Source organism: Emergencia sp. 1XD21-10, assembly GCF_009936045.1.
Lineage (GTDB): Bacteria > Bacillota > Clostridia > Peptostreptococcales > Anaerovoracaceae > Senimuribacter > Senimuribacter intestinalis.
This window is the reverse complement of the sequence record NZ_QWEQ01000003.1, coordinates 140,823-167,411: the sequence shown is the minus strand read 5'-3', so window position 1 is coordinate 167,411 and position 26,589 is coordinate 140,823. Positions and strand designations below refer to the sequence as shown.

Below are 26,589 nucleotides of genomic sequence, written 5' to 3'. Positions count from 1 at the left end.
ATGAAGATTCGTAAATTATTTAAAAGGGCTGCGGCGTTTGCTCTGGCTGCGGTCACGGCATTGTCCGCCGTCCCTGCCACGACAGCGTTTGCAGCGGGCGACATCGGAACAATCAGCTTTACCCACACCTACGACGGTGCAGGGAACGCCATGAGATATAATTCCAGTGCCAACATTGGAGGTCATACCGCAGGAGGGGCAGGCGAATACAAATACCGTATGTATGTGGACGGGGAAACGGCGTTCTGCCTTCAGCCGGGCGTGCCTTTAAAAACAGGGAACACGCTTGCAAAGGCATCTTCCAACGCTTGGAACGCCCTCTCCGCAGAGCAGAGAAAAGCGGTGGGGCTTGCCCTGCTCTATGGGTATCAGGGCAACAGCGGGAATTTATCTGGGAGCGATGATGAGAAATGGCTTGCCACCCAGACCCTTGTATGGGAGTTTGTTACGGGATGCCGCAACGCCACAAGCCCGTACAGCCAGACAAGCACGACCGTTTACAGCCTGCACTTTGGCTCTAATTATGCGAACAGTGGGGCGAGGGCGGCTTACGACCAGATTGTGTCCCTGCTTACAAGGCACAGCACGATTCCGAGCTTTATGTCGGCAGGGAAGAAAGACATCACAAAGGAGCTTGCCTATAAGGACAGCAAATACAGCCTTACGCTGACCGACAGCAACGGCGTTTTATCCGAGTATTCCTTTACCAGCTCTGACAGCAATGTAAAAGTGTCTAAGTCTGGAAACAAGCTGACTATCACATCATCAAAGGCGATTGATGGCAAGGCAAGGATTACCGCAGCAAGAAACAACACGCCGACGGTCAGCAGCGGTGCGATGATGATTGCCTACGGCGACCCAAACCTGCAGGACGTCATTACGGGTGTGGAAAACGTGGACACCATGATGGCATATATCAACGTGGAAACACCGACAGGCACGGTTGCACTCAAAAAGACTTCCGAGGACGGTGTTGTTGAGGGGATTTCTTTTACCATCAAGGGTGACGGCTTCAATAAGACCGTGAAAACCGACAAGAACGGAAATATAACAGTGGAGGGATTGTTCCCTGGCACTTATACCGTTACGGAGCAGTCCATTGACCGCTATGAGCCGCAGAAAACCCAGACCGTGACGATTATCGGAGGGAAAACCTCTACGGTCACTTTCAGCAATACCTTGAAGCGTGGAAGCCTTGAAGTAGTGAAAACATCCGAGGATAATCTGGTGGAGGGCGTGAAGTTCCACCTTTACGGAACATCATTGAGCGGCTTAGCCGTTGATGAATATGCCATAACCGATAAGAACGGACTGGCAAAGTTTGAGAACGTCCTTATCAGCGGCAGCACGCCTTATACCCTTGAGGAAGTGGACACGGCAGTCCGCTATGTCGTCCCTGCATCCCAGACCGCCCCGATTGAGTGGAAAAAGGTCACAAACCGCAGCTTCCACAACATTTTAAAGAAGTTCAATGTTACGGTATTAAAGACCGACGTGGAAACAGGAAAGAAGCCGCAGGGCGACGCTTCCCTTGCAGGTGCGGTTTACGGCATCTATAAAGGCGAGGAACTGGTTGACACTTACACCACCGATGAAAACGGGCAGTTTACAACAAAATATTATGTATGCGGCGATGACTGGAGCATCCGTGAGATTACCCCGTCCGAGGGTTATCTTTTGGACACGACCGTACACCATGTGGGGGCAGAGCCAGAGCTTTACACCGTGGAATATAATTCTGCAAAGAATGACGTAAACGAGCAGGTCATCAAAGGGAATATCGCCATCATCAAGCACACCGACAACGGCGAAACCCAGATTGAAACGCCAGAGGAGGGTGCTGTTTTTGAAGTATATTTGAAATCCGCAGGCAGCTTTGATGCGGCGGAGGAAACGGAACGTGACACGCTTATCTGCGATGAGAACGGATTTGCACAGACAAAGGATATGCCATACGGCATCTATACGGTTCACCAGACTTCTGGATGGAATGGGCGTGAGCTGATGAAAGACTTTGACGTGTTTATCTGCAAGGACAGCCAGACTTACCGCTACCTTATCAACAATGCCAATTTTGAGAGCTATATCAAGATTGTGAAAAAGGATATAGAAACAGGCAAGGTTATCCCGTATGCAGGTGCAGGCTTCCAGATTTACGACCCGAATGGGGAGCTTGTAACAATGACGTTCACTTATCCCGAAGTAACAAAGATTGACACATTCTACACCACGGCAGGCGGTGAGCTTATCACGCCGCAGACTCTGGAATACGGCAAGGGATATTCTCTGGTTGAGGTGCAGGCTCCGTATGGCTACGTTCTGGATTCCGAGCCAGTTTATTTTGATGTAGAACAGGAAAATTCCGAGGATGAAAGCGGCATCACGATTGTCAAAGTGGAACGCTCCAACGTGGCACAAAAAGGAAAAATCATGGTAGAAAAGTCTGGGGAGGTATTCAGCAGGGTATCAGGAAATAAGGGGCTGTATCAGCCGATTTTTGCAGTAGACAGCCTTGAGGGTGCGGTTTATGAGATTACAGCAGCCGAGGACATTATCACAATGGATGGGACGGTCAGAGCCGAGAAAGGCGAGGTTGTAGATACGCTCACTACGGGCGAGGACGGCACGGCAGAATCCAAAGAACTGTATCTGGGAAGATATGAAGTCAAAGAAGTGACCGCCCCGTATGGCATGGTGTTAAGTGGGGAAGTCCACGCCGTGGAGCTTGTGTATGCAGGGCAGGAAATCGAAGTGACGGAAGCAGGCACGGATTTTTACAATGAGCGTCAGCGTGTGGAAATCAATGTAATCAAGAGCCTTGAGGTTGACGAAGCATACGGCGTAGGCAACAACGGGGAGATTAAAGACGTTACGTTCGGGCTGTATGCCGCCGAGGAACTGACCGCCGCAGACGGTTCTTCTATCCCTGCGGATGAACTGATTGAGGTTATCTTCCTTGATGAAAACGGTCACGGAAAGGCAGTCAGCGATTTACCGATTGGCAGCTACTATGTGCAGGAAATCAGCACAAATTCCGCTTACCTTATCAGCGATGAAAAGTATCCTGTCGTATTTGAATATGCAGGGCAGGATACCGCCGTTGTGCATATCACAGCGAATGAGGGCGAAGCCATTGAAAACGAACTGATTTACGGCACGGTCAGCGGTAAAAAATCCAATGAGGACGGCAAAGATTTAGGCGGTGCTGTTATCGGCATTTTTAAGACAGGCACAACAGAATATACAAAGGAAAATGCGATTGCGACTGCCACATCGGAAGATGACGGCAGTTTTTCTTTTGAGGATGTTCCGTATGGCACATGGGTCATCCGTGAAATCGAAAGCCCGAAAGGTTATGTACTCTCCGAGGAAGAAATCAGCGTGACAATCAGTGAAGTGGATGAAGTTGTGGAGATAGAGCTTGTCAATTACTTTATCACAGGCAATATCGCTCTGACTAAGGTAGACAAGGACTACCCAGAAAACAAGCTCACGGGTGCGGTATTTGAGGTTTACTCGGATACAAACGAAGATGGGAAACTGGATAAGAAAGACGAGCTGCTCGGCGAGATGGGCGAGGTGGAGAAAGGCGTGTACCAGATGGACGACCTGCGTTACGGCAAGTACCTTGTCCGTGAGAAAACCGCCCCGACAGGATTTGTGATTGATGAGAATATCTACCCCGTATCCATTGAGGAAAACGGCAAGACCTATAACGTAGAGAACGAAGCAGGTAAAGGATTCTTAAATGAAGCACAGAAAGGCTCACTCAAAATCGTCAAGACTTCCTCTGACGGCAAGGTAGAGGGCTTCTCTTTCCGTGTGACTGGCAAAGATTATGACCAGACATTTACGACAGACAAGAAAGGTGAGATTACTGTTGAGGGGCTGCGTATCGGTGAATATACCGTGTCCGAAGTCAGCGACAAGGCATCCTCTGGCTATATCCTGCCTGCCGACCAGAAAGTGACTATCAAGACAGATGAAACGGCGACCGTCACCATGCACAATGAACTCCGTGACACGCCGAAAACAGGCGATGATTTCAGCTTAGGCTTATGGGTAAGCCTTGCGGCGGCATTTACAATCGGTGCAGGAATCTTCGGATTTGTGGGCTACAAGAGCGGAAGAAAGAAAAAGGAGGATTAAGGGATGAGGGCAAAGACAATCATTGCCGCCACTCTTGCCGTATTCATGGTAAGTGCGGCGGTATGGCTGAAAATCCGTAACAGGAAGAAATAAGTAAAAATATGGTTTTATGGATTGGGGCGGTTCATAGCGACCGTCCTTTTTCCATGTACGGAGGTGACTATGGACAATTTAAAAACCATAGAGGGGAAAGTGAAAGCTGTCCTGCAAAAGAATGAGGATGCCAGAAATGACGATATGGTGCTGTATCTTGCCCTCTGCAATCTTTATCTGGCGGATGCGGGAAATATGCCCCTTGCCCAGATACTGACGAATCATAAAGAGCTTGGCTTGCCGAGCTTTGAAAGCGTAGGCAGGACACGCCGCAAGCTACAGGAGAAATACCCCGAACTGCTTGGCAGCACAAGAGTACGGAGGCTTCGAGCCGCAGGCGAAAAAGCATACCGTAAATATGCAAAAGAATCGTGAGGTGAAAAATGCAGGATAAATCTTTTGAATACGGTGGGCATCACTTTATCCCAGAGCGGCAGTTCACAAAGCGGGAAGATGATTTTTTCAAGATTACCCGCAGATTAAAAACAGACAGGGAACTTGGCTTTTTTGCCGCTGACTATTATGGTAAGGGAAGCCAGAAATTTTCCTACTCTTATGATGATTTTTACGCTGCATCCACGGATAAGAAATGCGATATTTTCCGTTGCGTGGAGAACGGCAGGCTGTACGTCCCCTGCCAGTATGAATTGCAGCAATATATGGACGGAAAACAAAAGGAAATACCACAAGGGCATACCTCTATGCCCAGAGAACGTGGGCAAACCAGAGAAAGGAGGAACGCCTATGAACGGTGAAACACGCTCCAATCAGGGCTATGCAATCATAGAGAGCTGCACTATCGGGAATACGGAGCTTGTCATCGGGCATCACCCGAAAGCCCCGAACCCGTATGTATGCTGGTACTGCAAAGGCGGCGGCAACTATTATTGGGGCTGTTACTGCAACACCCTTGAAGCGGCAAGGGAAAAGATGAATGAACGCTACCAGTCGGAGTGTCAGATGCCGTACAATCAGCAGCCCGATAAAAAGGCGAAGCAGCACGATGGGCGTGAGCGGTAGCATGAGCAGCAATGAAAACCCAAAGAAATATGACTGCACGACCTGTCCTTATCCCCGATATAAGGACAGTCGTACCATCTTCTGCGATGTCTGTATCCGAAAGATTTTAGATGAGCAGAGGGAGAAAAAGCAGGGAAAGGAGAAGCCCGATGGAGAATGAAGAAAAACGGATGATTAGCTCCTATGAGGTCACACAGAGCATCCATATCGGTAAAAAGGAAGTCGTGTTCGGTGTGGATTTGAAAGAGGAATATCCTTTTTTAGTCTGCTACTGCACTTATGACAATCCCCTGTCCGCAGAATGGGTGACGGATGCGGTCGGTTCTGACGATTATCTGGAAGCCATGCAGATTTTTACGGACAGGGTGCAGGAGCAGATAGGGATTGTGAGAGCCGAGCAGGAACAATTCAAGTTCGACATGACGCCGTTTACCATTTCTGACTGTTTCCCCGATGACAGGGATAAAAATATTGTGGGAAAAGTTGTTGTCATCAATGCCGAAGTCAATCGTTATGAGTACCGACATTCCGCCTATCAGCTTGTATTGGTGGACGGCGGGCACGGTGCGAGGGGCGGCAGGGGGCAGGCGGTGTTTGGAACTTCGCTTGCAGACGGCAGGCACGCCCGATGGGAAAGGTACGATGTGCTTGGAGAAATCAAGCCAGAGAAAATGCCCAATTGGGCAAAGGAAGCCCTTTCTAAAATCAAGGAACAGGAAAAGGCGAAAAAATCAAAGAGCAGGGAGGAACGCTGATGGAGATACGAGCTTTGACGCAGCCCGAACAGAAATACACCTATGCCCAGAGTATGCAGCTTGAGGGGCAGACAGGGTGCATCGGGCATCTGCGAGGGGATTTTGCAGCTTCTGGATATGGCTTTTACACTACTTGGTTTGATACAAGGGAGCAGTGGAAAACGGATGAATTTAAGTCGGAGCTTGATGATGTGATAAACGCCCTGCGTGAAGATAAAGGGATTCTCCACAACCGCTATGATATGGCGGCGTTTGCGGGGAAGAATCCCGAAAGTGCTTTTAAGGGTAATTATTGTGCGGAGTACGGCTTCCGTGTGGATACGGAGAAACACGCTTTCCTGCTCCGATGCAACCCGACCAAAGGTGATTATAATTTTTACTGTTACTGCTATGTGAAAGAATGGCTTGATAAGCATATGGCAAAAGCAGAACAGGGCATCCGTTTTATTGACCCGCATTACAAAGAGAAGTTCCGCATCCCAGACGGCGGTAAAATCATCATCACTTATGGTTGGGGAGAAAAAGCGGAAAAGACCTGCCGCTATATTGACGAGTACCATACCGAGGTAGGCAGCAACCTTTACCACATCTGCGAGTTTGCCGAGCGTATGGAGAGGAACGGACACGCCTATGAGCCTAAAACAGAAGATGTGAAACAGCAAAGAGCGGTGAAGCATAAAGAGCATGAGCGGTAAGGAGAAGTGGTATGACGATTCAGGATATATCAAGAAGCAGGGAAAAGAAAGCTGTTTTTGCTATGGTATTGGAGGAAGCCTGTCGTCAATGGTGTGACGGTATTGACAATTCACCCGAAAGGAAAGACGGCGAGGGTTTTGCTGATTTCTTTTATGAGATATTTGAGGATAAGGAAAAAGAATATCTTGAGCAGATATTGGATTTGAATGGCGGAAGATTACCGTCTTTGTCGTCAAAGCAAAAAGAGTATGAACGATAGGAGGGATATGGAATGGCTGTAAACCAGAAAGCGGTCAGAGTGTTAAACAAAGTCTTTGAAGCAGGGTTTACTGATGAGAAAGCCATCGCCGCCATGACGATGGACGACATCCTCTCCATGCAGGGAATCACGGTTGCGGACATCACTCTCATCAATGAGCTGCAAAAGAGCATCAAAGGGAACAAGGTCATCTCTTTTCTGGGAGGTGGCACGGAATGAGCGGAGGACGGAAAATCTGCATGACGGACAGCGTAGGAAAGGCACTTTTTTCTGTTCCCGATGGCGGCATCATCCGTATGCTTTACGGGAACGGGGAGGATTATTTTGCCGTCTGCCGCTATCTGGACGAAACCCATGCAGAGATTGACGGCGTAAAATACGCCGTTCGGGAGTTTGCACAGAGGATGGAACAAAACAAAATCAGCTATGCCCCTGCCTAAAGGCGGGGCATGGACAACAGGAGGATTGATATTTTATGGAACAGATTGTTTTATCGGGCGGTGATAGGGATTGAGTACCGAGCTTATCAACCGCATTACGGTAAAGAAAGACGGCGTGTATGTGTCTTCCCACAGCTCCAATGACACATCTCCCTACCATTCATGGAGGTGCAAGGGATTGTCGGAAATCTATGCCGCCGAGGGGCAGAAAGGGCTTGACCGTGAGGTTATCCGTATGCTCTATGAATATGCCGAGCTTCGTGGCTCTCATAAAAGCCTTGACCGTTACCGTTATGCAAAGGACGCCCCTGCCGCCCGTGCCATCTATCAGAGGTTTATTGACCAGATTGACGACCGTTACGGGCAGATGGACGAAGCCGACCAGAAAAGCGTCTGGTACAAGCCCACGGAAAAGGCAAAGGAATACCGAGCCTATGAGCGGGATATGAGGGAAAAGATGTATTCCGAAATCGCCGAACGGTGCGGGGAATATGACAGGAAGCATAAAAACAGGGATTTAGGACGATAAGGAGGTGTGAGCCTATGGCTGCAAAGTACCAGCTAATCACAGAGCTGTACCGCCGCACAGGGAGGGACGTCACGAGAAACCCGCAGGCTTGGCAGGGCTTTTTATCCTCTGCCTGCCGCAACTACAAGTGCCGCTTTGACGAGCAGCTCTTAATCTATGCCCAACGCCCAGACGCTGTCGCTGTTGCCGAGATTGGCACTTGGAACAGGCTCTTTAAGAGGTGGGTAAATAAGGACAGCAGGGGCATAGCGGTCTTTGACCCGAAAGGACGCAGGAACACGCTGAAATATTATTTTGACGTTTCCGACACCCATGAGGGCTATTATGGAAGCCGACCCGTCCCGATATGGCAGATGGATAAGCGGTACGAGCAGCCTGTCATGGAACGGCTTGCGGACAGGTTCGGCGGTACGGAGGGCAGCGACTTTGCTGATTTCTTAATGCAGACGGCGGAGAACGCCGTGCAGGATAACCTGCCCGATTACCTTTCACAGCTTAAAGGCTGTACGAAAGACAGTTTTTTAGAGGAACTGGACGATTTTAATATAGAAGTGATTTACAAGCGGCTTGCCGTAAACAGCGTGGCATATATGCTTTTGAGCCGCTGCGGACTGGATGCGGACGGCTATTTTGAGCTTGAGGATTTTGTTGACATCACAAATTTCAATACGCCTGCCACCCTTAATGCCATCGGCATCGCCACAAGCGACATTTCCGAGATGGCGTTGCGGGAAATCTCTGCGGCAGTCCGAAATGTGCAAATCGAAGCGAAACAGCAGAACCGCACATTTGCAAGAAATATCACAAGCCAGTATGATAAAGGCAGGAAACAACCCGAAAGGAGCGAATACAATGAGCGAAATCACTTACACGAAACAGGCGGATTATCTTATTCCCGACCTAACATTACCGACAGAGCCAGAGCTTCCGCTTGGCAGGTACGCTTTGATGCACAGGGATTATCTGGAGCAGAACAAGAGGGTGGCTTACCTCAACCTGCTGACGTCGGGCGGGCTGAACGCACACCTGCACCAGACCGAGCAGACGGCATTGCAGCGGCTGGAGCTTCTGACGAAGCAGCTTTGCAGGGAGCAGGGCGTGACGGAGGAACTGAAAGAGAAAGCACCGATGCAGTGGGTGCAGGCGATGAACGCCATCCGCAGCCAGGCGGAGGAAGTGATACTGGAAGAACTGATTTACAGTTAGAAAAATCAGAGCCAGAATCGGACGGTGGCAGACAGGAAGAAAAAACGGCTGCGGCACAGACAGCAGAGCCAGAAAAACAGGCGGGAACTGAAAAAGGCAGCGTTGCCAATGAGGAAGAGGTTGCCGCAAATCTCCCGACCGTAGACGAACAGATTGAAATGATAGCTGAAGCAGAGGACGAAAAATCCTCTGCTTTTGCTGTTTCACAGGAGGATATTGATGCCGTCCTTGTAAAAGGAAGCAGCTATGCGGATGGTAAATACCGCATCTACCATCAGTTCCAGAAGCAGGAAGATAAAAAGAATAACATTGATTTTCTGAAAAGGGAATACGGCACGGGCGGTTTCTTTGTTGACTTTTCAGACGGCACGGAGGGATATGTGTGGTATAGCGGCAAGGGCATCGCCATTGACCGTGCCGGCATTTCCACTGAACATGACCTTGTTTTAAGTTGGTCTAAAGCGGAAAAACGCCTGCGTGAGCTTGTTAAGGATAACCGCTATCTCAATCCCAAAGAGAAAGACCATTATGCCGATTATCTGGAAAGCATATCTGCCCCACAGTATGAAATCGACACCCAGAGGAAGCTAAAAAGGCAGCGGTTCATTGAAGAAAAAAGGGAGCTGCCGCCTGCCGACAAGAGGGACACGCTCGCCCTGCGGCTCTCTGATTTTATCCGAGATTTGGACGGATATGAGAAAGATTTGTTGGGCGTGGTTGGCTGCAAGGATTTTGCGGATATGCCTGCCGACCTTATGGAGCAGGCGTTGCAGCATCCAGATAACGTGCAGGAAATGCTTGATTTTTTGGCTTTAGTGCAGAAAAAGACTACAAGCGTTTACAGCCGAAGCAATTCGTGGCGTTTTTCTCAGGAGCTTACGGAGCTGTACCCTCTCCACTACCTCTACCATGAGGGCGATGTGGTATATATCGGTGCGGATAAATATGAAATCATAGCCTTTGATGAAAACGCCGTGTCTTTGCGTAATGCGGAGTTCCCATTGTTTGGAAAAGAGTTCAGCAGGGGTGATTTTGAGGAAAAGTTAAAAGAAAACCCTGCCAACGACCATCTGAAAACGGTCATCACCGAAAGCCAGAAAACGGAAACGCTTGCCGAGGAAAAGCCCGACAGCATCACGTTTTCCATCGGGTTCTCCGAGCATCCTGCTTTTTATGACAGGGAGCTGAACGACCGATTTACGGAGCTTAGCTTTGCACTTGGGAACAGGCTGCTTGGCGTTTTAGATGAAAAACAGCATTATGAAAGACTGGATGAGAGTAAGGGTGTCGGCTGGTATAAAAAGACCGACTTTGAAATCCATGCAGTTATCGGCGGGGAAGAATTTCATTATGAGGGGCGGTTTGACATCGGTGATGGTGAGGGAGATTTGATTGCCCATATCCGAAATTTTTATGAATACTCCCTCTCCCCCGATTGCCCGTTTATCCCAGAATGGAAACGGCAGGGGGAAGATTACTACCGAGAGAAAATGGAATCCCTGCGTTTCGGGCAGGATGTGTTCATCCCATTCTTAGAGCGTCATACCGAGCTGACGGCAGAAGATGAAAAGCTCCTTGCCGAGATTTTGGCTACCGAATCCGACTGGAACAGGAAAGGCGGGGATAAGGAACAGACCGAAGAAATAGAAAATAAAGAGGAACAGCCTGCCATTGATGAAATGTCTGCTAAGGAACAGGAAACCGAGCCGCTACAAGAACGGTTTGAGGTCACAATGACTTCCGACGCTTTCCCAGACCCCGAAGATGCTTATGCTATCTGGGACAACAGCCGTGGGGATTATTATATCAACGGGGACGGTATGGTACTGACCTATCCAACCGAGGAAGATGCCGAAGCAGGACTTTTAAAGGTCAGAAAAACCGCTGCGGATAAGGAAGCGGCAAGCCCTATCATAGCAAGATACTTGTCTGGTGATGAAGCCATCGTTATCATGCAGTATCCTAACGGCAAATATTACAACCGATACGGATATGATGAGCAAAAGGATACTGCCAATACGACAGCAGGCGGCTTTGACACATTTGATGAAGCGGAAAAAGCCCTGTACTCCCACCGCCCGAAAGCGGAAAAGGCTGTCGAGCCTACGCAGAGCCAAGACAGAGGGCTTCTGCCTGCACAGGATAATTCTGACCTCATCGGCAAAGAGATTGTGATTGACAACCGCCGCTATGTAATAGAAAGCGTCGGTAAAATCAGCGGCGATGTTTCCATGCGTGACGTCACTTTCCAGAACAGCATGGGATTTCCGATAAACCGTGTGGAGAAAATCGGCTATGTCCGCAGGCTCTTGGAGCAGGCACAGGAAGAATTACCGCCCGAAGAAAAAGCAGAAGTTCCCAAAACGGCAAATCCGACTTCTCCTGCTGTTTCTGCCGACCGCCACAATTATCATATTACCGATGATGCGTTAGGCGTTGTCGGTGCAAAAGAGAAGTTCCGAAACAATATGGCAGCAATCCGACTTCTCCACGACCTTCAGATAGAAAACCGACTTGCCACGCCCGAAGAACAGGAAACCCTTGCAAAGTATGTGGGATGGGGCGGTCTGTCTATGGCGTTTGATGAAAAAAATGCGGCATGGGCAAACGAATACAAGGAGCTGAAAGCGGAACTTTCCGACGAGGAATACCGTGCCGCTATGGAATCCACGCTGACCGCTTTTTATACGCCGCCAGTCGTCATTAAGGCGATGTACGAAGCACTTGACCGTCTGGGATTCTCACAGGGGAACATCTTAGAGCCGTCCTGCGGCACGGGCAATTTTTTAGGACTTCTGCCCGAAAACATGGAGAAATCAAAACTGCACGGCATTGAGATTGACCCTATATCGGGCAGGATTGCGAAGCAGCTCTACCAGAAAGCCAGTATCGCTATTGAGGGATTTGAGGACACAAAGCTCCCAGACAGCCACTTTGACGTGGTGCTTGGCAATATCCCGTTCGGGGAGTTCAAGGTCAATGACAGCCGTTACAATGCCCAGAAGTTTTTAATCCACGACTATTTTATTGCAAAGGCTCTGGATAAAGTGCGGGCAGGCGGCGTTGTGATGTTCATCACCTCTAAGGGCACAATGGACAAAGCAAGCCCAGAGGTGCGGAAGTATATCGCACAGAGAGCCGAGCTTTTAGGTGCGGTAAGGCTTCCCGACAACACATTTCGGGCAAACGCAGGCACGGAGGTCACGAGCGACATCCTTATCCTGCAAAAGCGTGACAGCGTAATTGACATTGAACCAGAGTGGGTACACCTTGACACAGATGAAAACGGCGTCACGATGAACAGCTATTTTGTATCCCACCCAGAAATGATTTTAGGCAAGATGAAGATGGAAAGCACAAGGTTCGGCATGGACAGTGCCTGCAAAGCCTATCCCGATATGCCGCTTGCGGGGCTTCTCCATGAAGCCATGCAGCGGATAGACGGCGAAATCCCAGAGATTGAAAATGAGATTGACCGAATCTCTGACGAGCAGGATAAATCCATCCCTGCCGACCCGAACGTGCGGAACTTCTCTTTTGCCCTTGTGGACGGCAGGGTTTACTTCCGAGAGAATAACACCATGACCCCTGCAAAGGTATCCATGACCGCAGAAAACCGCATTAAGGGATTATTGGAAATCCGTGATTGCGTGAGAAAGCTCATCCAGTACCAGACCGACGATTACCCAGAGGAAATGATACAGACCGAACAGAAAAACTTAAACCGCTTATACGATGTGTTTACAAAAAAGTACGGTCTGATTAACAGCAGGGGGAACTACCTTGCTTTTGCGGCAGATGAAAGCTACTTCCTGTTATGCTCCCTTGAAGTGCTTGACGATGAGGGGAAATTTAAGAGAAAGGCGGATATGTTCTCCAAGAGGACGATAAAGCCCCATCATGAAGTGACCTTTGTGGAAACCGCCAGTGAAGCCCTCGCCCTCTCCATCGGGGAGAAAGCCCGTGTCGATTTATCCTATATGGCACAGCTCACGGGCATGATGCAGGAGGAAATCATCAATGATTTGCAGGGCGTTATCTTCAAAGTGCCATCTTCCGAGCCTGCAAGGTATGTAACCGCAGACGAGTATTTATCGGGCAACGTGCGGGAGAAACTGAAAATTGCAAAGATAGCGGCAAAGGCAGACCCAGAGCTTGCCGTCAACGTGGCGGCTCTGGAAAAAGTCATCCCAAAGGATTTGCCCGCAAGTGAAATCTCCGTCCGTCTGGGTACGACGTGGATACCGCAGGAAGATATACAGCAGTTTATGTTGGAGCTTTTAACGCCGTCGAGCTATGCGGAGGGCAAGCTGAAAGTACGCTACACGGCATATAACGGCGACTGGTTTATCGAGAATAAGAGTTCCGACGTGGGGAATGTCAAGGCGGACAGCACTTACGGCACGAAGCGGGCAAGTGCCTACCGCATTATGGAGGATACCTTAAATTTAAGGGACACCCGTATCTTTGATTATATTTATGACGAACACAACAATAAAAAAGCGGTATTAAACCATAAGGAAACCACGGCGGCACAGGCAAAGCAGGAGGTGATAAAGCAGGCGTTTGGGGACTGGATTTGGAAAGACCCAGAGCGGAGGAACCGCCTTGTCCGCTATTATAATGACACATTTAACAGTATAAGACCCCGTGAATATGACGGAAGCCATATTACGTTTGGCGGCATCAGCCCAGAGATTAAATTAAGACCGCACCAAGTCAATGCGATTGCCCATATCCTTTACGGCGGTAATACGCTCCTTGCACACAAAGTAGGGGCGGGCAAGACCTTTGAAATGGTCGCCGCCGCACAGGAAAGCAAACGGCTCGGACTCTGCCAGAAGTCTATGTTTGTCGTGCCGAACCACCTTGTCGGTCAATGGGCGTCGGAGTATTTAAGGCTCTACCCATCTGCCAACATTCTTGTGACGACCAAGCGGGATTTTGAAACGGGAAACCGTAAAAAATTCTGCGGCAGGATTGCGACAGGGGCTTATGATGCGGTGATTATCGGACACTCGCAGTTCGAGAAAATCCCCATCAGCGAGGAACGCCAGAGGGAACAGCTCATGCGTCAGCTTGACGATATTGAGCGTGGCATTGACGACGTGCAGGCATCCCACGGGGAGCAGTTCACGGTCAAGCAGCTCATGAAAACAAGGAAAGCTATCAAAGCAAAGCTCGACAAACTCAATGATACCAAGCGGAAAGACAGCGTGATAAACTTTGAGGAACTGGGGGTAGACAGGCTCTTTATAGATGAGAGCCATTTTTACAAGAACCTTTACCTTTACACCAAGATGCGGAACGTGGGCGGAATTGCCCAGACCGAAGCCCAGAAGTCGAGCGATTTGTTTATGAAATGCCGCTATCTGGACGAAATCACGGGCAGCCGTGGCGTGGTTTTTGCAACGGGAACGCCTATCTCAAACTCGATGGTCGAGATGTATTCCGTGCAGAGGTATTTGCAGTATGACACCCTTGCGAGGAACGGATTGCAGCATTTTGACAGTTGGGCGTCCACGTTTGGCGAAACGGTCACGGCTCTGGAACTTTCCCCAGAGGGGACAAACTACCGAGCCAAGACGAGGTTTGCGAAGTTTTATAACCTGCCAGAGCTGATGCAGATGTTCCGTGAGGTTGCGGACATCCAGACCGCCGATATGCTGAAACTCCCCGTGCCAAAGGTCAATTACCACAATATCAAGACCAAACCGAGCGAAATCCAGACGGAAATGGTGGTGGGGCTTGCCAAGAGAGCCGAGAAAGTAAGGGCAAGGCTTGTAAAGCCGCAGCAGGATAATATGCTCAAAATCACGAATGACGGGAGGAAACTGGCACTCGACCAGAGGCTGATTGACCCGATGCTGCCAGACGACCCAGAGAGCAAAGTCAACGCCTGCGTGGACAATATTTACCGCATCTGGGAGGAACACGCCGACACCAAAGCGGCACAACTCGCCTTTTGTGATTTATCGACGCCCACCAATAAAAAGATAATAGAAACGCAGGAAGTCAGAGAAAATGTTTATGAAATGATTCCCGACCAGTTTGATAATGTCTATGATGATATGAGGAAGAAACTCATACAGCGTGGCATCCCTGCGGAGCAGGTGCGTTTCATCCACGAAGCGACCACCGATGCACAGAAAAAAGAACTGTTTGCAAAGGTAAGGAGCGGCGAGGTGCGTGTGCTGTTCGGCTCTACCCCGAAGATGGGTGCAGGTACAAACGTGCAGGACAGGCTAATCGCCATCCATAATTTAGATTGCCCGTGGCGACCGTCGGATGTAGGACGGGTTTTGCGGACATTCAAAATAAAAAAGAATGTGGAGGTAGCAGACAATGGCAAAGACGATTTTTGAGGAACTGGGCGGCAAATACGAAAGGCAAGGAGATTATCTAATTCCATGTATAGCTTTACCAGCCGAAGAAGAAGAGCTGATAGGCACATGGGGACAGCGGCACTTGGACTATCTGAAACAGTACCGTAAGGTTACATACACCAATCTTCTCACAAGCGGCAGGCTGAATACATACCTTGCCGACATTGACAGGCAGGCGCAGGAACGCTTGGAACGGCTCGTAGAGGGCATGAAACAGGCACAGGGCATAACAGAACAGTTAAAGGCAGAAAACGCCTTGGAATGGGTACAGCGTCTTAATAACATAAGGGCTTGTGCGAGGGAGATTGTAGGAAAAGAACTCATATATGCATAACTGAGTATCGGCAAGGTCAAAAGCCTTGCCGATATTTTAATCACTGTATTCAATAAAATGTGGCAAAATCTATTTTATTGACTTTAAAGTATTTTTTTGTTAAAATGAAAGTGTTCACTTGCATGGAGGTGATAATTTGGATGAAACAAGTCAAAAAATTATAGATGCTGCAATGATGCTAGTAAGAGATAATGGGTATGTTGCCACTACAACGAAAGCGATTGCAAAAGCGGCAGGAGTGAATGAGTGTACTCTGTTTCGGAAATTTAAGAATAAAAAAGATATTGTGTTGCAAGGTGTAAGCCAAGCGGGATGGAGGGCAAATATAACCCCAGAAATTTTTGAAAATGTGCAGTGGGATTTGCAGGCAGATATAGAGATGTTTATGAAAGCATATATGGACAGGATGACACCAGATTTTGTAAATTTGTCTATCGGTTTGAGAGCACCTCAATTATATGAGGAAACGTCTGCCCTCATTATGAAAGTTCCACAGGCTTTTTTATCATCGTTCACGCAGTATCTTAATAAAATGTTTGATTTGGGAAAAATACCAAAAGCAGATTTTGATGCTCTGGCTCTAACAGTTTTTTCATCAACATTTGGCTATGCGTTTTTAAATGCATCTTTCGGCAATGAATTATCTAAAGTGGAAAAAGATGAATATATAAAAAGCAGTGTACAAATGTTTATAAAAGGATTGGAACAGTAAAAATCGGTACTGCCCTTATGGTAGTACCGAAAAAAATAAGTTGTATGCAAGCAAGTACACGCATACGAAAGGAGGAATATTATTATGGAGATAACAGGAGCTGAATTATTTGTAAAAGCATTAAAAGAGGAATCTGTTACAACTTTATTTGCTTATCCAGGAGGGCAGGCAATAGACCTATTTAATGCGTTATATGGAGAAAAGGAAATAGATGTTATTTTGCCACGTCATGAGCAGGGTTTAGTTCATGCGGCAGACGGATATGCTCGTTCCACAGGAAAAGTGGGTGTCTGTCTTGTGACAAGTGGACCGGGAGCCACCAATCTTGTTACGGGTATTGCCACTGCAAATTATGACAGTGTTCCGCTTGTATGCTTTACGGGGCAAGTGCCAACCAGCCTTATTGGGAATGATGCATTTCAAGAAGTAGATATCGTAGGCATTACAAGAAGCATTAGCAAATATGCGGTAACTGTACGAAAAAGAGAGGATTTGGCAGAAACAATTAGAAAGGCTTTTTATATTGCAAAGACAGGAAAGCCGGGAGTCGTTGTTGTTGATTTGCCAAAGGATGTCCAGAAAGCATATGGCAGCGACAGCTATCAAAAGGAAATTACTGTAAGGGGTTATAAGCCGAATACTTCCGTTCATATGGGGCAATTAAATAAAGCATTGGATATTTTGTGCCATGCTAAAAAACCTGTTTTTTTGATAGGCGGCGGAGTTAATATTGCCCATGCAAATAAAGAAATGACACTGCTTGCAGAAATGACGGGAGTTCCCGTTATTACAACTATTATGGGAAAAGGAGCAATTCCGACGACAAGTAATTTGTATGTTGGAAATATAGGCATTCACGGAAGTTATGCAGCCAATTCTGCAATCAGTAAATGCGATGTCCTTTTCTCAATAGGAACAAGGTTCAATGACCGTATTACTGGGAAAATCGAAGAATTTGCAGCAAATGCCAAGATTATCCATATAGACATTGATACGGCATCTATTTCCCGTAATATTGTTGTTGACGTTCCAATCGTAGCCGATGCGAAAAAGGCGATATGTGCTTTGCTTGAAAAGGCAAAGCCACTACATATTTCAGAATGGACAGATGAAATAAACCGCCTAAAAATGGAATATCCGATTGACATGGAAAAAAGCGGTTTGACACCGCAGAGGGTTATTCAATCTATTAATGAACTTTTTGAAGATGCTGTTGTAACCACTGATGTAGGTCAAAATCAGTTATGGACAACGCAGTTTCTTGATATTAACGAGAATAAGCAAATGTTGACATCTGGCGGTTTGGGAACGATGGGATACGGTTTTCCCGCCGCAATCGGGGCGAAACTTGGCAATCCCCATAAAGATGTAATTGCCATCTCTGGTGATGGCGGTATGCAGATGAACATTCAAGAAATGGCGACTGCCATTGTTTATGAATTGCCTATTATTATCTGTATATTGAATAATGGATATTTGGGGAATGTGCGGCAATGGCAGGAGATGTTTTATGACAGGCGTTATTCGAGTACCTGTATGCGTTACCGAAGAAGTTGTGAAACAGGATGTAATACCCCGAATCACTGCTGTCCAGAATATACGCCTGATTTTATAGCATTGGCAGAAAGCTACGGGGCGAAAGGCATCCGTGTTACAAAACCAGAGGATATAAAAACAGCTTTGATAAGAGCAAAGCAGAATACGAAAACGCCTACGGTTATTGAATTTATCATAGACAGAGAAATCAATGTTATGCCGATTGTTCCACCGGGGAACTCCCTTAATGACATGATTTTGGAAAGTGAGGAAAGTACAGAATGAAAAAGAGATGGATTTGTCTATTTGTGGAAAATGAAATAGGCGTACTTGCCCGTATCACAGGCTTGTTTTCTGGTAAGTCTTATAATTTGGACAGTTTGACCGTTGGGATTACCGAGGATAAGACGATATCACGGATGACAATCAGCCTAACCAGCGATGACGGGACTTTTGAACAGATAAAAAAACAATTAAGCAGGAGCGTTGAAGTGATTAAAGTGGTAGATTATACCGATACACCACTCCACATGAAGGAAATTTTATTTGTTAAAGTTAATCATTGTTCGGATGCAGATATAACGGAACTATTTCGCATTTCAAAAGTATTTGGAATTACAGTCATTGATTATGATGGTTCTACGGTTCTTCTGGAATGTATGCAGACAGAGAACAAGAATGATGATTTAATCGTTTTGTTGAAAAGAAAATTTGTGAATAGAATTGAAGTAACGAGAGGGGGAAGTGTTGCAGTTGAATCAGTTAGTATTTCGGAAAGATAACGGCTGTAATGCTTCATGCAAAATAGAAATGAAACAGAGAAAAGAAAGACAAAAAGAAAAGTGGATTTTATGTCCTGTTTGCAATAATAAGACAAGGTTGAAGTTACGAAATAATACAGTGTTAAAAAATTTCCCACTGTTTTGCCCGAAATGCAGGCAGGAAACCCTAATCAATGCAGAGAAATGGAATATCTCAATTATTAAAGAGCCAGACGCATAGACGCAGAGCCGATGAACAAGTGAGCAATCACAGTTTATCGGCTCTGTTTTATTCCATAAGGGTTTAAGGCGAACGCCCACCATATAAAAAAACGGCGTGTGGTGGGCGGTATTGCTATGCCCGAAAAGACTTAACAGACACTCTCCAGACCTGTTTTAGAGTTTGGAGGGATTTTTTATGTCCTTTTTTCGAGTGGTTATTTATTTTTTCATACAAAGCAATATTTATCTATACATAGCATATCGGGGAATGGCAGGAAGCCAGTTAAAAAAATCCCTGCCAATGCAACGCTACTTCTCACCATGAAACCAGAAGTAGAATCTCCACTTAACAGAATATGTATCTCCTATAACCGTAGAGGTCACAGAACCTTTGCGGTTTTTCTTTTGTCGTTTTTTATCGGAATATGCCGCAAGGCTGTTTCCGCTGTTGGCTGTCGTTCGCCGCCTTTCCAATCTGGATTTTTACATTTTCAAAAATTCGGATTGGAGGAAATAAGAAATGGCATATAACCACGGACGAGAGGACAGGAAGTGGCGTATCTGGAAAGAAGCCGAGGAAAAGGTGCTGCGGGAGTGCGGCGTTGATGAAGCGGTCATTGAGCAAATCCGCATAGAGGACAGGGCAGACTTTAATTCCAACAGGCGGTTTTACCGATGGACGAGCGACTTCGGGGAATACCTTGAGGGAATGGCGGACACCGAACAGCAGGCAGAGCCGAATACCGTTGCGGACTTACTGGACGAGATTGAGGACGAGAAATTGTATCAAGCATTGCTTACGGTGGACAAGCATACCCTGCTCATTCTCCTGTTGAAAATGCAGGGGTATTCCACAAGGGAGATTGCGGCAATGGCAGGACTTACCGAAAGGGCGGTCTATAAACGCCTTGAAAGGCTCCGTAAAAAATTAAAGCCTATTTTTTATCCTTTCGGGGAAATTTAAGCATCCCTACGGGCTATTGGGTGAGAGGGCAATCCTCTCACTCAATTTTTTTCGGGAGGAAAGGAAATGGCATACGGGGCAAAGACATATACGCTGAAAGAAGAAGCCGCCGAAAGCGGCACAAGGTATTCTATCAGTTTTAAGGACGGGCAGGGGGAACATCACGAGCTGGAAGTGTCAGAGCAGTTATTCATTGAATTTCGGCAGATGGAACGCAGGAACAGGAATCTTCAACAATGGAATCAGCGGCACAGGGAATTTAACGAGGTATGGGATGAAACCCTTTACAGACGTGCGTTGCGAGTGCCTAAAACGCTTGATGAAAGAATGATTGAAAAAGAAAGAAATGAAATGTTCTATAAGGCGGTTGCCCGACTGCCAGAGATACAAAGGCGGCGTTTCCTGCTCTACTACGAGTATGATTTCAACTTTTACCAAATCGGTAAGATGGAGCATTGCACCGCTTCCGCAATTCAGAAATCCGTTTCTGTTGCAAGGGAAAAGGTTAAGGCAGAAATGAGGAAGTATCTCCAACCGTGACCGTTACCGCCCGAAAAAGAAATCTGCTCTTGATTGGCGTGGGACTGGCGGCATTACATACTCTCATTTATTCGTGGGAGTAAATCTTTTTAAGGAGGTTTATTTTTATGTGCAACAAAACCAAAGACACCGCCCGAAAGGAGGAATCCCATGCAGAAGCTTCAGACCGTCAACGCCGACACGCTCCTTTATGAGCCGCTTGAGAAGCCGTCCTTTGTGGTGGATAGTCTGATACCCACAGGCTTAATCCTGTTTTGCGGCTCACAGAAAATCGGCAAGAGCTGGCTCATGTTAAAGCTCTGCCTCTGCGTGTCGCAGGGAATCCCATTGTGGGATATGCCCACACAGGAGGGCGATGTGCTTTACCTCTGCCTTGAGGACACATTCTGCCGCATACAAGACAGGCTGTTTCGCTTAACGGACGAAGCAAGCGGGCGGCTTCACTTTGCCGTGGCGAGCGATAAGCTGCCAGACGGTCTTATCGTGCAGTTAGAGGACTATTTGAAAGAATATCCAGACAGCAGGCTCATTGTCATTGACACCTTGCAGAAAGTCCGTACCACTTCCAAAGACAACGCCTATGCCAGTGATTATGGGGATATTTCCCTTATCAAAGACTTTGCCGACAGGCACTCTCTTGCGGTGGTAGTCGTCCACCACATCCGAAAGCAGAATGACAGCGATGTGTTCAATAAGGTGTCTGGCACGACAGGCTTGACGGGGAGTGCGGACGCAACCTTTGTTCTGGAACAGGAAAGCCGTGTATCCAATGCCGCAAAGCTGTATGTGACGGGCAGGGACACGCCCTATCAGGAGTTCACGCTCCGCTTCCGTGATTGCAGTTGGGAACTGGTGGAGCGGAAAGAGCAGGAACAGCTTGCCAAAGAAGCGATACCAGATATCCTTTTTCGGATTGTAAATTTCATGCAGGACAAAGAGAAATGGACTGGCACAGCCACAGAGTTGTTGGACGCTCTAGGGGAAACAGGGACAGCGGCGAATGTCTTAACAAAATGGATGAACGAGTACCGCCTTGACTTCCTGCTTGAAAACCATATCCGCTATGACTTTTGCCGCAAGAACAGCCACAGGCTGATTTCCCTTGCAAGGCAGGAGGATACGGACGGTGACGGTAGTGACGATGGTGACGGTGTTTTTGGGATACCCCCTGCCGCTGTCACTGTCACCTAAAAGCTATGTGAAGTCGGCGGCTTTGGCTTATGCGTGACGGTCAGTGACGGTAGTGACGGTGTTTTTGGGATACCCCCTGTTGCTGTCACCGTCATAGCAAATGTATGTAAAATCGGCGGTTCTGCCCTTCGGGAGAACACCCCATAAACGCAAAGTGCAGGCGTGGGCATTACTCGCCCTTTTCGGCTTGTAAAGCCACCCCTGCGGTCAGAAAAATCCTCCGATTTTTCCGACTGCGTTTACAGGGTGTAACACACTACACTTTGCCCTGCAAAGTCGTGTGCCAGACGTTCCCTCTGGACTCCCTTAATGCAGGGCTTACGCCCTGCCCATCCTACGCCCTGCGGCTACGGATGGAAGAATGTGCGGTGACAGTCGGCGGCTCCCGTGGGGGTATCCCAAAAACACCGTCACCACCGTCACCAACCGTCACCCTTTGGAAGATTACCCGCCGAAAGAAAGGAAGATGATGAACTATGTCCTATGCAATCCTTCGTTTCCAGAAACGGAAAGCGGGCGGCGTTGCGGCTTGTGAACGCCACAACGAGCGGAAGAAAGAAGCCTATAAAAGCAATCCAGACATTGACGTGGGACGCTCCAAAGATAACTACCATCTTGTGAATCCGCCCCGTTACACCTACAAGAAAGAGATAAACCGAATGGTAGCTGAAGCAGGCTGTAAAGTGAGGAAAGACAGCGTGATGATGGTGGAAACACTCATCACAGCTTCCCCAGAATTTATGAACAGCTTACCGACCGAAGAACAAAGAGAGTATTTCCAGACGGCTCTTGACTTCATTTCGGAGCGTGTGGGGAAGCAGAATATCCTCTCCGCTGTTGTCCATATGGACGAGAGAACGCCCCATATGCACTTATGTTTTGTACCAATTACGCCAGATAACAAGCTGTCAGCGAAAGCCATCTTAGGCAACCAGAAATCCTTATCCGAGTGGCAGACCGCCTACCATGAGCGGATGTCCTCACGATGGAATCAGCTTGAAAGAGGTCAGTCCTCAATGGAAACCAGACGGAAGCATATCCCCACATGGCTCTATAAACTGGGCGGCAGGCTGGATAAACAGTATGCGGAAATCGTGTCTGCCCTCTCCGACATCAACGCCTTTAACGCAGGAAAGAAGCGTGACAAGGCTCTGGAACTGATTGCGGCATGGCTCCCAGACGTGGAGAAATTCTCTAAGGAAATCGGAAAACAGCAGACGTATATTGACAGCTTGAAAGAGAGAATCGGGCAGGAATCCGATTATGCGGGGCGTATGCGTGATGAAAAGTACGAGCAGGAATTAAAGGTACAGAAAGCCAACCAGAGGATATTTGAGTTGCAGAAAACCAATCAGCAGATGGAAAGGTTATTGAAAAAAGTACCGTCAGAAGTATTAGCGGAATTGCAGAAAAGCAATCGGAATAGAGCGAAAGAAAGGTAGGAATGTGAATGAAGAAACAGGATTTTAAGGTATTAAAGACCGCAGATTTATATCCGTTTCCCGATAACCCGTTTCATGTAGTGGAGGACGAAATGCTGTCAGAATTAGCAGAGAGTATCAAAGAGTTTGGCATTGTAACGCCGATCATCACACGCCCGAAAGAGGACGGGGATGGATATGAAATCATTGCAGGGCAGCGGCGTGTGCGTGCTTCGGAGCTTGCAGGGGTAAACACAATCCCCGCTTTTGTCCTGCCCTTAGACCGTGACCGAGCCATTATCACCCTTGTAGACAGTAATTTACAGCGTGAAAATATCCTGCCGAGCGAGCGGGCGTTTGCCTACAAGATGAAATCCGAAGCCATGAAGCGGCAGGGCTTCCGCACAGATTTAACCTCGTCACAAGTTGGGACGAAGTTGCGGACGGACGATAAAGTGGCGCAGAGCTTCGGCATTGGCAGGATGACCGTGCAGCGTTTTATCCGATTGACGGAGCTGATACCGCCGATTTTGCAGATGGTGGACGAGGGGAAAATCGCCCTCACGCCTGCGGTGGAGCTGTCTTTTTTGAAGAAAGACGAGCAGGAGAATTTATTCGCCACAATGGAAAGTGAAGAAGCAACGCCCTCACTCTCACAGGCACAGCGGATGAAAACCTTGAGCCAGAGCGGGCGTCTTGATATGGATACGATATTTGAGATTATGACGGAGGAAAAGGGAAACCAGAAAGAAACATTGAAAATCAACACAAGCAAGCTGAAAAAATATTTCCCGAAGAACACAACGCCGAAGCAGATGGAGGACACCATCATCAAACTTTTAGAGCGTGAATTACAGAGGAAACGGAACAGGGACAGCCGCTAATCTTCTCTTTTCGGGAGGTAAATATAAGGCAGTGGAAGAAAAAGACAGCCAGATAAGACAGAAAGTTGAGGTGGAAAATGAAAGAAATCCAGTATGAGATTGTAAAGGAAATTGCCGTATTGTCTGCGAGCGGAAGCGGCTATACAAAGGAAATCAACTTGCTTTCATGGAATGGGAACGAGCCAAAGTATGACATCCGCAGTTTTTCCCCGAACCATGAGAAATGTGGAAAGGGAATCACATTGACCGCTGATGAAGCGGCGGCACTCCTTAAAGCATTGCAGAAAGAATTGAACAGCGGCGATTGATGGTATCTGATTGGCAGGGTGGGGGCATTTTCAAACGCTCCCCTTCCCTGTCTGGAAAGGAAGATTTGAATATGGGCGAGGATAAGACAGCGAACAGAAAGAGAAAGCGTATCGTGCCAAAAGCACGAGTGCAGGTAATTATCAGTCGGGAATATGTCGGCACACAGACTGTTGCGGAAGCATTTATCCCGATTATCTCCGAGGATATACGGAGGAAGATTGCCAAAGATGACACCTTCGACAATGAGGATATATCCGCTTAGAATGTACGCAATGGAACATGAAATTAAGTAGAGCAAAGACGGAGGTTTAACAGCATGGCAGGAATAAGAACGGAAAATAAGATTTATGAAGTAGGCATTTACTGCCGCTTATCGAAAGACGATGGCACGGATAACGAGAGTGCGAGCATTGCCACACAGAAATCCATCCTCACGGATTATGTAAAAAAGCAGGGCTGGCACTTGGCAAAAACGTATGTGGACGACGGGTACTCTGGTACGAATTTCCAAAGACCGAGCTTCCAGAACATGATTAAGGACATTGAAAACGGGCTGATAAACTGCGTGATTACAAAAGATTTATCAAGATTGGGGAGGAATTATCTTGACTGCGGATTATATCTGGAAGTCTTTTTCCCCGAAAACAATGTAAGGTATATAGCGGTCAATGACGGCGTGGACACGCTCAATAAATCAGCGATGGATATTACCCCATTCCGAAATATCCTAAACGAAATGTATTCCGCCGATGTGTCGGTCAAGATAAAATCGGCATACCGTGCGAGATTTCAGCAGGGAAAATTCATGGGGACGTATGCACCCTACGGATATATCAAAGACCCTGCCGACCACAACCATCTGCTGATAGATGATAAGGTTGCCCATGTGGTAAGGGAGATATTTGACCTTGCATTAGCAGGAAACGGAATCTCCAAAATCCGTAAGCACATCAATAAACAGCACATTTTACGCCCTGCCGCTTATGCGGCGGAGCAGGGGGCAACAGGTTATGAACGGTACTTTGAGGACAACGAAGAAAACCGCTATATCTGGAGCGAGAACAGCGTGAGGGGCATTTTAAGAAGCCCTATCTATGCGGGAAACCTTGCAGGCTACAAGCGGATTGCCGCCAACATGAAAAGCAGGAAACGCCCCTCTAAGCTGCCCGAAGAATGGGAAGTGATACCCGACACCCATGAGGGGATAGTCACGCAGGAGGAATTTGACACCGTACAGCAGCTTATCACAAGCCGCAGATTACCCGAAAATAAGGGCGGCTTTGAGAACATTTTTGCAGGCGTTATCAAGTGTGCGGACTGCGGCTACGCTTTGCGGGCTATGAGCGCAAACAGGAGGAAACGCCCCGACATCATCGACTGCGTACAATACACCTGTAATAATTATGGCAGGTACGGCAATGTTATGTGTACCGCACACGCCATTGAAGCGAGGGATTTATTTAACGCCGTGCTTGCCGACATCAACCGTTTTGCGGATATGGCGGTGAATGACGAGCGGGCGGTGAGGGCGATTGAGAAGCGGCTCACGGAAACAGACCAGAGCAAAGCGAAAGCAATGGAGAAAGAACAAAAGAAGCTGAACAAACGCCTTGCGGAGCTTGACAGGCTGTTTTCCTCTCTCTATGAGGATAAGGTCATGGAGCGTATCACCGAGCGGAATTTTGAGATGATGTCGGGGAAATACCAGAAAGAACAGCTTGAAATTGAAGCAAGACTGAAAAAAGTAACGGAAACGCTCAATGAAAGCTACGAGAAATCGCAGGGAATCCGTGACTTCCTCTCCCTTATCCGCAACTACCAAGGCATTAAGGAACTGGACGCAACCATTGTAAACGCCTTGATAGACAAGATACTTGTTTCGGAGCGTGAGAAGATGGCAGACGGAACAGTGAAACAGGAAATCAAGATTTATTATAAATTCATCGGCTTTGTCGGTGAATTACATATTACACCCACAAAACGGTGGACAGCGTTGCCGCCAAAGAATTGTACGGTGTGCGGTGTTGAATATGTCCCCGGCTCTGCTATCTCAAAATATTGCCCGATATGTGCGAAAAAGGTGCAGAGGGAGAAGTCAAACGAGAGCAGACGCAGGAGCAGGGAACAGAAAAGGATGGTATGTATTGAACTGTCCGCAAAAAATGACCGACTGATTTGGAAC

General features: G+C 47.6%; 25 protein-coding genes and 1 pseudogene. All 26 read left to right on the top strand.

Annotated elements, in window-relative coordinates:
* The 26 genes and pseudogenes from D1151_RS02220 (at position 1) to D1151_RS02100 (ending at position 26,581) form a co-directional block, all read left to right on the top strand.
* Positions 1 to 4,149, top strand: a complete 4,149-nt coding sequence (locus D1151_RS02220) for a SpaA isopeptide-forming pilin-related protein (RefSeq protein ID WP_161907779.1) — start codon at positions 1 to 3, stop codon at positions 4,147 to 4,149.
* Between the two features lie 162 nt (positions 4,150 to 4,311).
* Positions 4,312 to 4,617 carry a hypothetical protein gene (locus D1151_RS02215; protein WP_135976779.1) on the top strand — a complete coding sequence of 102 codons (306 nt, stop codon included), beginning with the start codon at positions 4,312 to 4,314 and terminating at the stop codon, positions 4,615 to 4,617.
* Positions 4,618 to 4,625: 8 nt separating this feature from the next.
* On the top strand, positions 4,626 to 4,997 hold the full coding sequence (locus tag D1151_RS02210) for a hypothetical protein (protein WP_135976778.1): 372 nt from the start codon (positions 4,626 to 4,628) through the stop codon (positions 4,995 to 4,997).
* Entirely contained in the window at positions 4,987 to 5,262 is a 276-nt protein-coding gene (locus D1151_RS02205) for a hypothetical protein (RefSeq protein ID WP_135976777.1), read from the top strand. Before D1151_RS02210 ends, D1151_RS02205 begins: the two co-directional genes overlap by 11 nt.
* A gap of 1 nt (position 5,263) precedes the next feature.
* A complete protein-coding gene (locus D1151_RS16610) occupies positions 5,264 to 5,422 on the top strand; it encodes a hypothetical protein (protein WP_202620368.1) in 159 nt (52 codons plus the stop codon).
* Entirely contained in the window at positions 5,412 to 6,017 is a 606-nt protein-coding gene (locus D1151_RS02200; protein WP_135976776.1) for a hypothetical protein, read from the top strand. The genes D1151_RS16610 and D1151_RS02200 overlap by 11 nt, the downstream gene beginning before the upstream one ends.
* Complete coding sequence (locus tag D1151_RS02195; RefSeq protein WP_161907778.1) at positions 6,017 to 6,712, top strand: hypothetical protein; 696 nt, start codon at positions 6,017 to 6,019, stop codon at positions 6,710 to 6,712. The genes D1151_RS02200 and D1151_RS02195 overlap by 1 nt, the downstream gene beginning before the upstream one ends.
* Before the next feature lie 11 nt (positions 6,713 to 6,723).
* Positions 6,724 to 6,972 carry a hypothetical protein gene (locus D1151_RS02190; RefSeq protein WP_161907777.1) on the top strand — a complete coding sequence of 83 codons (249 nt, stop codon included), beginning with the start codon at positions 6,724 to 6,726 and terminating at the stop codon, positions 6,970 to 6,972.
* A gap of 12 nt (positions 6,973 to 6,984) precedes the next feature.
* Positions 6,985 to 7,191 (top strand): hypothetical protein, encoded by a 207-nt coding sequence (locus tag D1151_RS02185; RefSeq protein ID WP_135976773.1) that lies wholly within the window; start codon positions 6,985 to 6,987, stop codon positions 7,189 to 7,191.
* Positions 7,188 to 7,412: a hypothetical protein gene (locus tag D1151_RS02180; protein ID WP_135976772.1), complete on the top strand. Its 225-nt coding sequence runs from the start codon at positions 7,188 to 7,190 to the stop codon at positions 7,410 to 7,412. The genes D1151_RS02185 and D1151_RS02180 overlap by 4 nt, the downstream gene beginning before the upstream one ends.
* Before the next feature lie 70 nt (positions 7,413 to 7,482).
* Positions 7,483 to 7,941, top strand: a complete 459-nt coding sequence (locus tag D1151_RS02175; protein WP_135976771.1) for a hypothetical protein — start codon at positions 7,483 to 7,485, stop codon at positions 7,939 to 7,941.
* 615 nt (positions 7,942 to 8,556) lie between these two features.
* Positions 8,557 to 9,147 carry a TnpV protein gene (locus D1151_RS17285; RefSeq protein ID WP_306770829.1) on the top strand — a complete coding sequence of 197 codons (591 nt, stop codon included), beginning with the start codon at positions 8,557 to 8,559 and terminating at the stop codon, positions 9,145 to 9,147.
* Positions 9,148 to 9,305: 158 nt separating this feature from the next.
* A complete protein-coding gene (locus D1151_RS02170) occupies positions 9,306 to 15,512 on the top strand; it encodes an LPD25 domain-containing protein (protein ID WP_306770837.1) in 6,207 nt (2,068 codons plus the stop codon).
* Positions 15,493 to 15,867 carry a TnpV protein gene (locus D1151_RS02165; RefSeq protein WP_161907775.1) on the top strand — a complete coding sequence of 125 codons (375 nt, stop codon included), beginning with the start codon at positions 15,493 to 15,495 and terminating at the stop codon, positions 15,865 to 15,867. The genes D1151_RS02170 and D1151_RS02165 overlap by 20 nt, the downstream gene beginning before the upstream one ends.
* Before the next feature lie 136 nt (positions 15,868 to 16,003).
* Positions 16,004 to 16,579, top strand: a complete 576-nt coding sequence (locus D1151_RS02160; protein WP_161907774.1) for a TetR/AcrR family transcriptional regulator — start codon at positions 16,004 to 16,006, stop codon at positions 16,577 to 16,579.
* 84 nt (positions 16,580 to 16,663) lie between these two features.
* A complete protein-coding gene (gene ilvB, locus D1151_RS02155) occupies positions 16,664 to 18,400 on the top strand; it encodes a biosynthetic-type acetolactate synthase large subunit (RefSeq protein ID WP_161907773.1) in 1,737 nt (578 codons plus the stop codon).
* The gene (ilvN, locus tag D1151_RS02150; protein ID WP_161907772.1) at positions 18,397 to 18,897 is read left to right on the top strand and encodes an acetolactate synthase small subunit; all 501 of its coding nucleotides are present in this window, start codon (positions 18,397 to 18,399) and stop codon (positions 18,895 to 18,897) included. Before ilvB ends, ilvN begins: the two co-directional genes overlap by 4 nt.
* Positions 18,898 to 18,925: 28 nt before the next feature.
* Positions 18,926 to 19,117, top strand: a complete 192-nt coding sequence (locus tag D1151_RS02145) for a cysteine-rich KTR domain-containing protein (RefSeq protein WP_161907833.1) — start codon at positions 18,926 to 18,928, stop codon at positions 19,115 to 19,117.
* 501 nt (positions 19,118 to 19,618) lie between these two features.
* Positions 19,619 to 20,062, top strand: a complete 444-nt coding sequence (locus D1151_RS02135) for a sigma factor-like helix-turn-helix DNA-binding protein (RefSeq protein ID WP_016296665.1) — start codon at positions 19,619 to 19,621, stop codon at positions 20,060 to 20,062.
* Positions 20,063 to 20,128: 66 nt separating this feature from the next.
* On the top strand, positions 20,129 to 20,602 hold the full coding sequence (locus D1151_RS02130) for an RNA polymerase sigma factor (RefSeq protein ID WP_016296664.1): 474 nt from the start codon (positions 20,129 to 20,131) through the stop codon (positions 20,600 to 20,602).
* A 150-nt stretch (positions 20,603 to 20,752) separates the two neighbouring features.
* Complete coding sequence (locus D1151_RS02125; RefSeq protein ID WP_161907770.1) at positions 20,753 to 21,793, top strand: AAA family ATPase; 1,041 nt, start codon at positions 20,753 to 20,755, stop codon at positions 21,791 to 21,793.
* A gap of 476 nt (positions 21,794 to 22,269) precedes the next feature.
* On the top strand, positions 22,270 to 23,235 hold the full coding sequence (gene mobV, locus D1151_RS02120) for a MobV family relaxase (RefSeq protein ID WP_161907769.1): 966 nt from the start codon (positions 22,270 to 22,272) through the stop codon (positions 23,233 to 23,235).
* Between the two features lie 8 nt (positions 23,236 to 23,243).
* The gene (locus tag D1151_RS02115; protein ID WP_161907768.1) at positions 23,244 to 24,098 is read left to right on the top strand and encodes a ParB/RepB/Spo0J family partition protein; all 855 of its coding nucleotides are present in this window, start codon (positions 23,244 to 23,246) and stop codon (positions 24,096 to 24,098) included.
* Positions 24,099 to 24,175: 77 nt separating this feature from the next.
* The gene (locus tag D1151_RS02110; RefSeq protein WP_161907767.1) at positions 24,176 to 24,406 is read left to right on the top strand and encodes a YdbC family protein; all 231 of its coding nucleotides are present in this window, start codon (positions 24,176 to 24,178) and stop codon (positions 24,404 to 24,406) included.
* Positions 24,407 to 24,477: 71 nt separating this feature from the next.
* Complete coding sequence (locus D1151_RS02105; protein WP_161907766.1) at positions 24,478 to 24,669, top strand: stage II sporulation protein R; 192 nt, start codon at positions 24,478 to 24,480, stop codon at positions 24,667 to 24,669.
* A gap of 54 nt (positions 24,670 to 24,723) precedes the next feature.
* Positions 24,724 to 26,581, top strand: a pseudogene (locus D1151_RS02100) (recombinase family protein).
* Positions 26,582 to 26,589 lie beyond the last annotated feature (8 nt).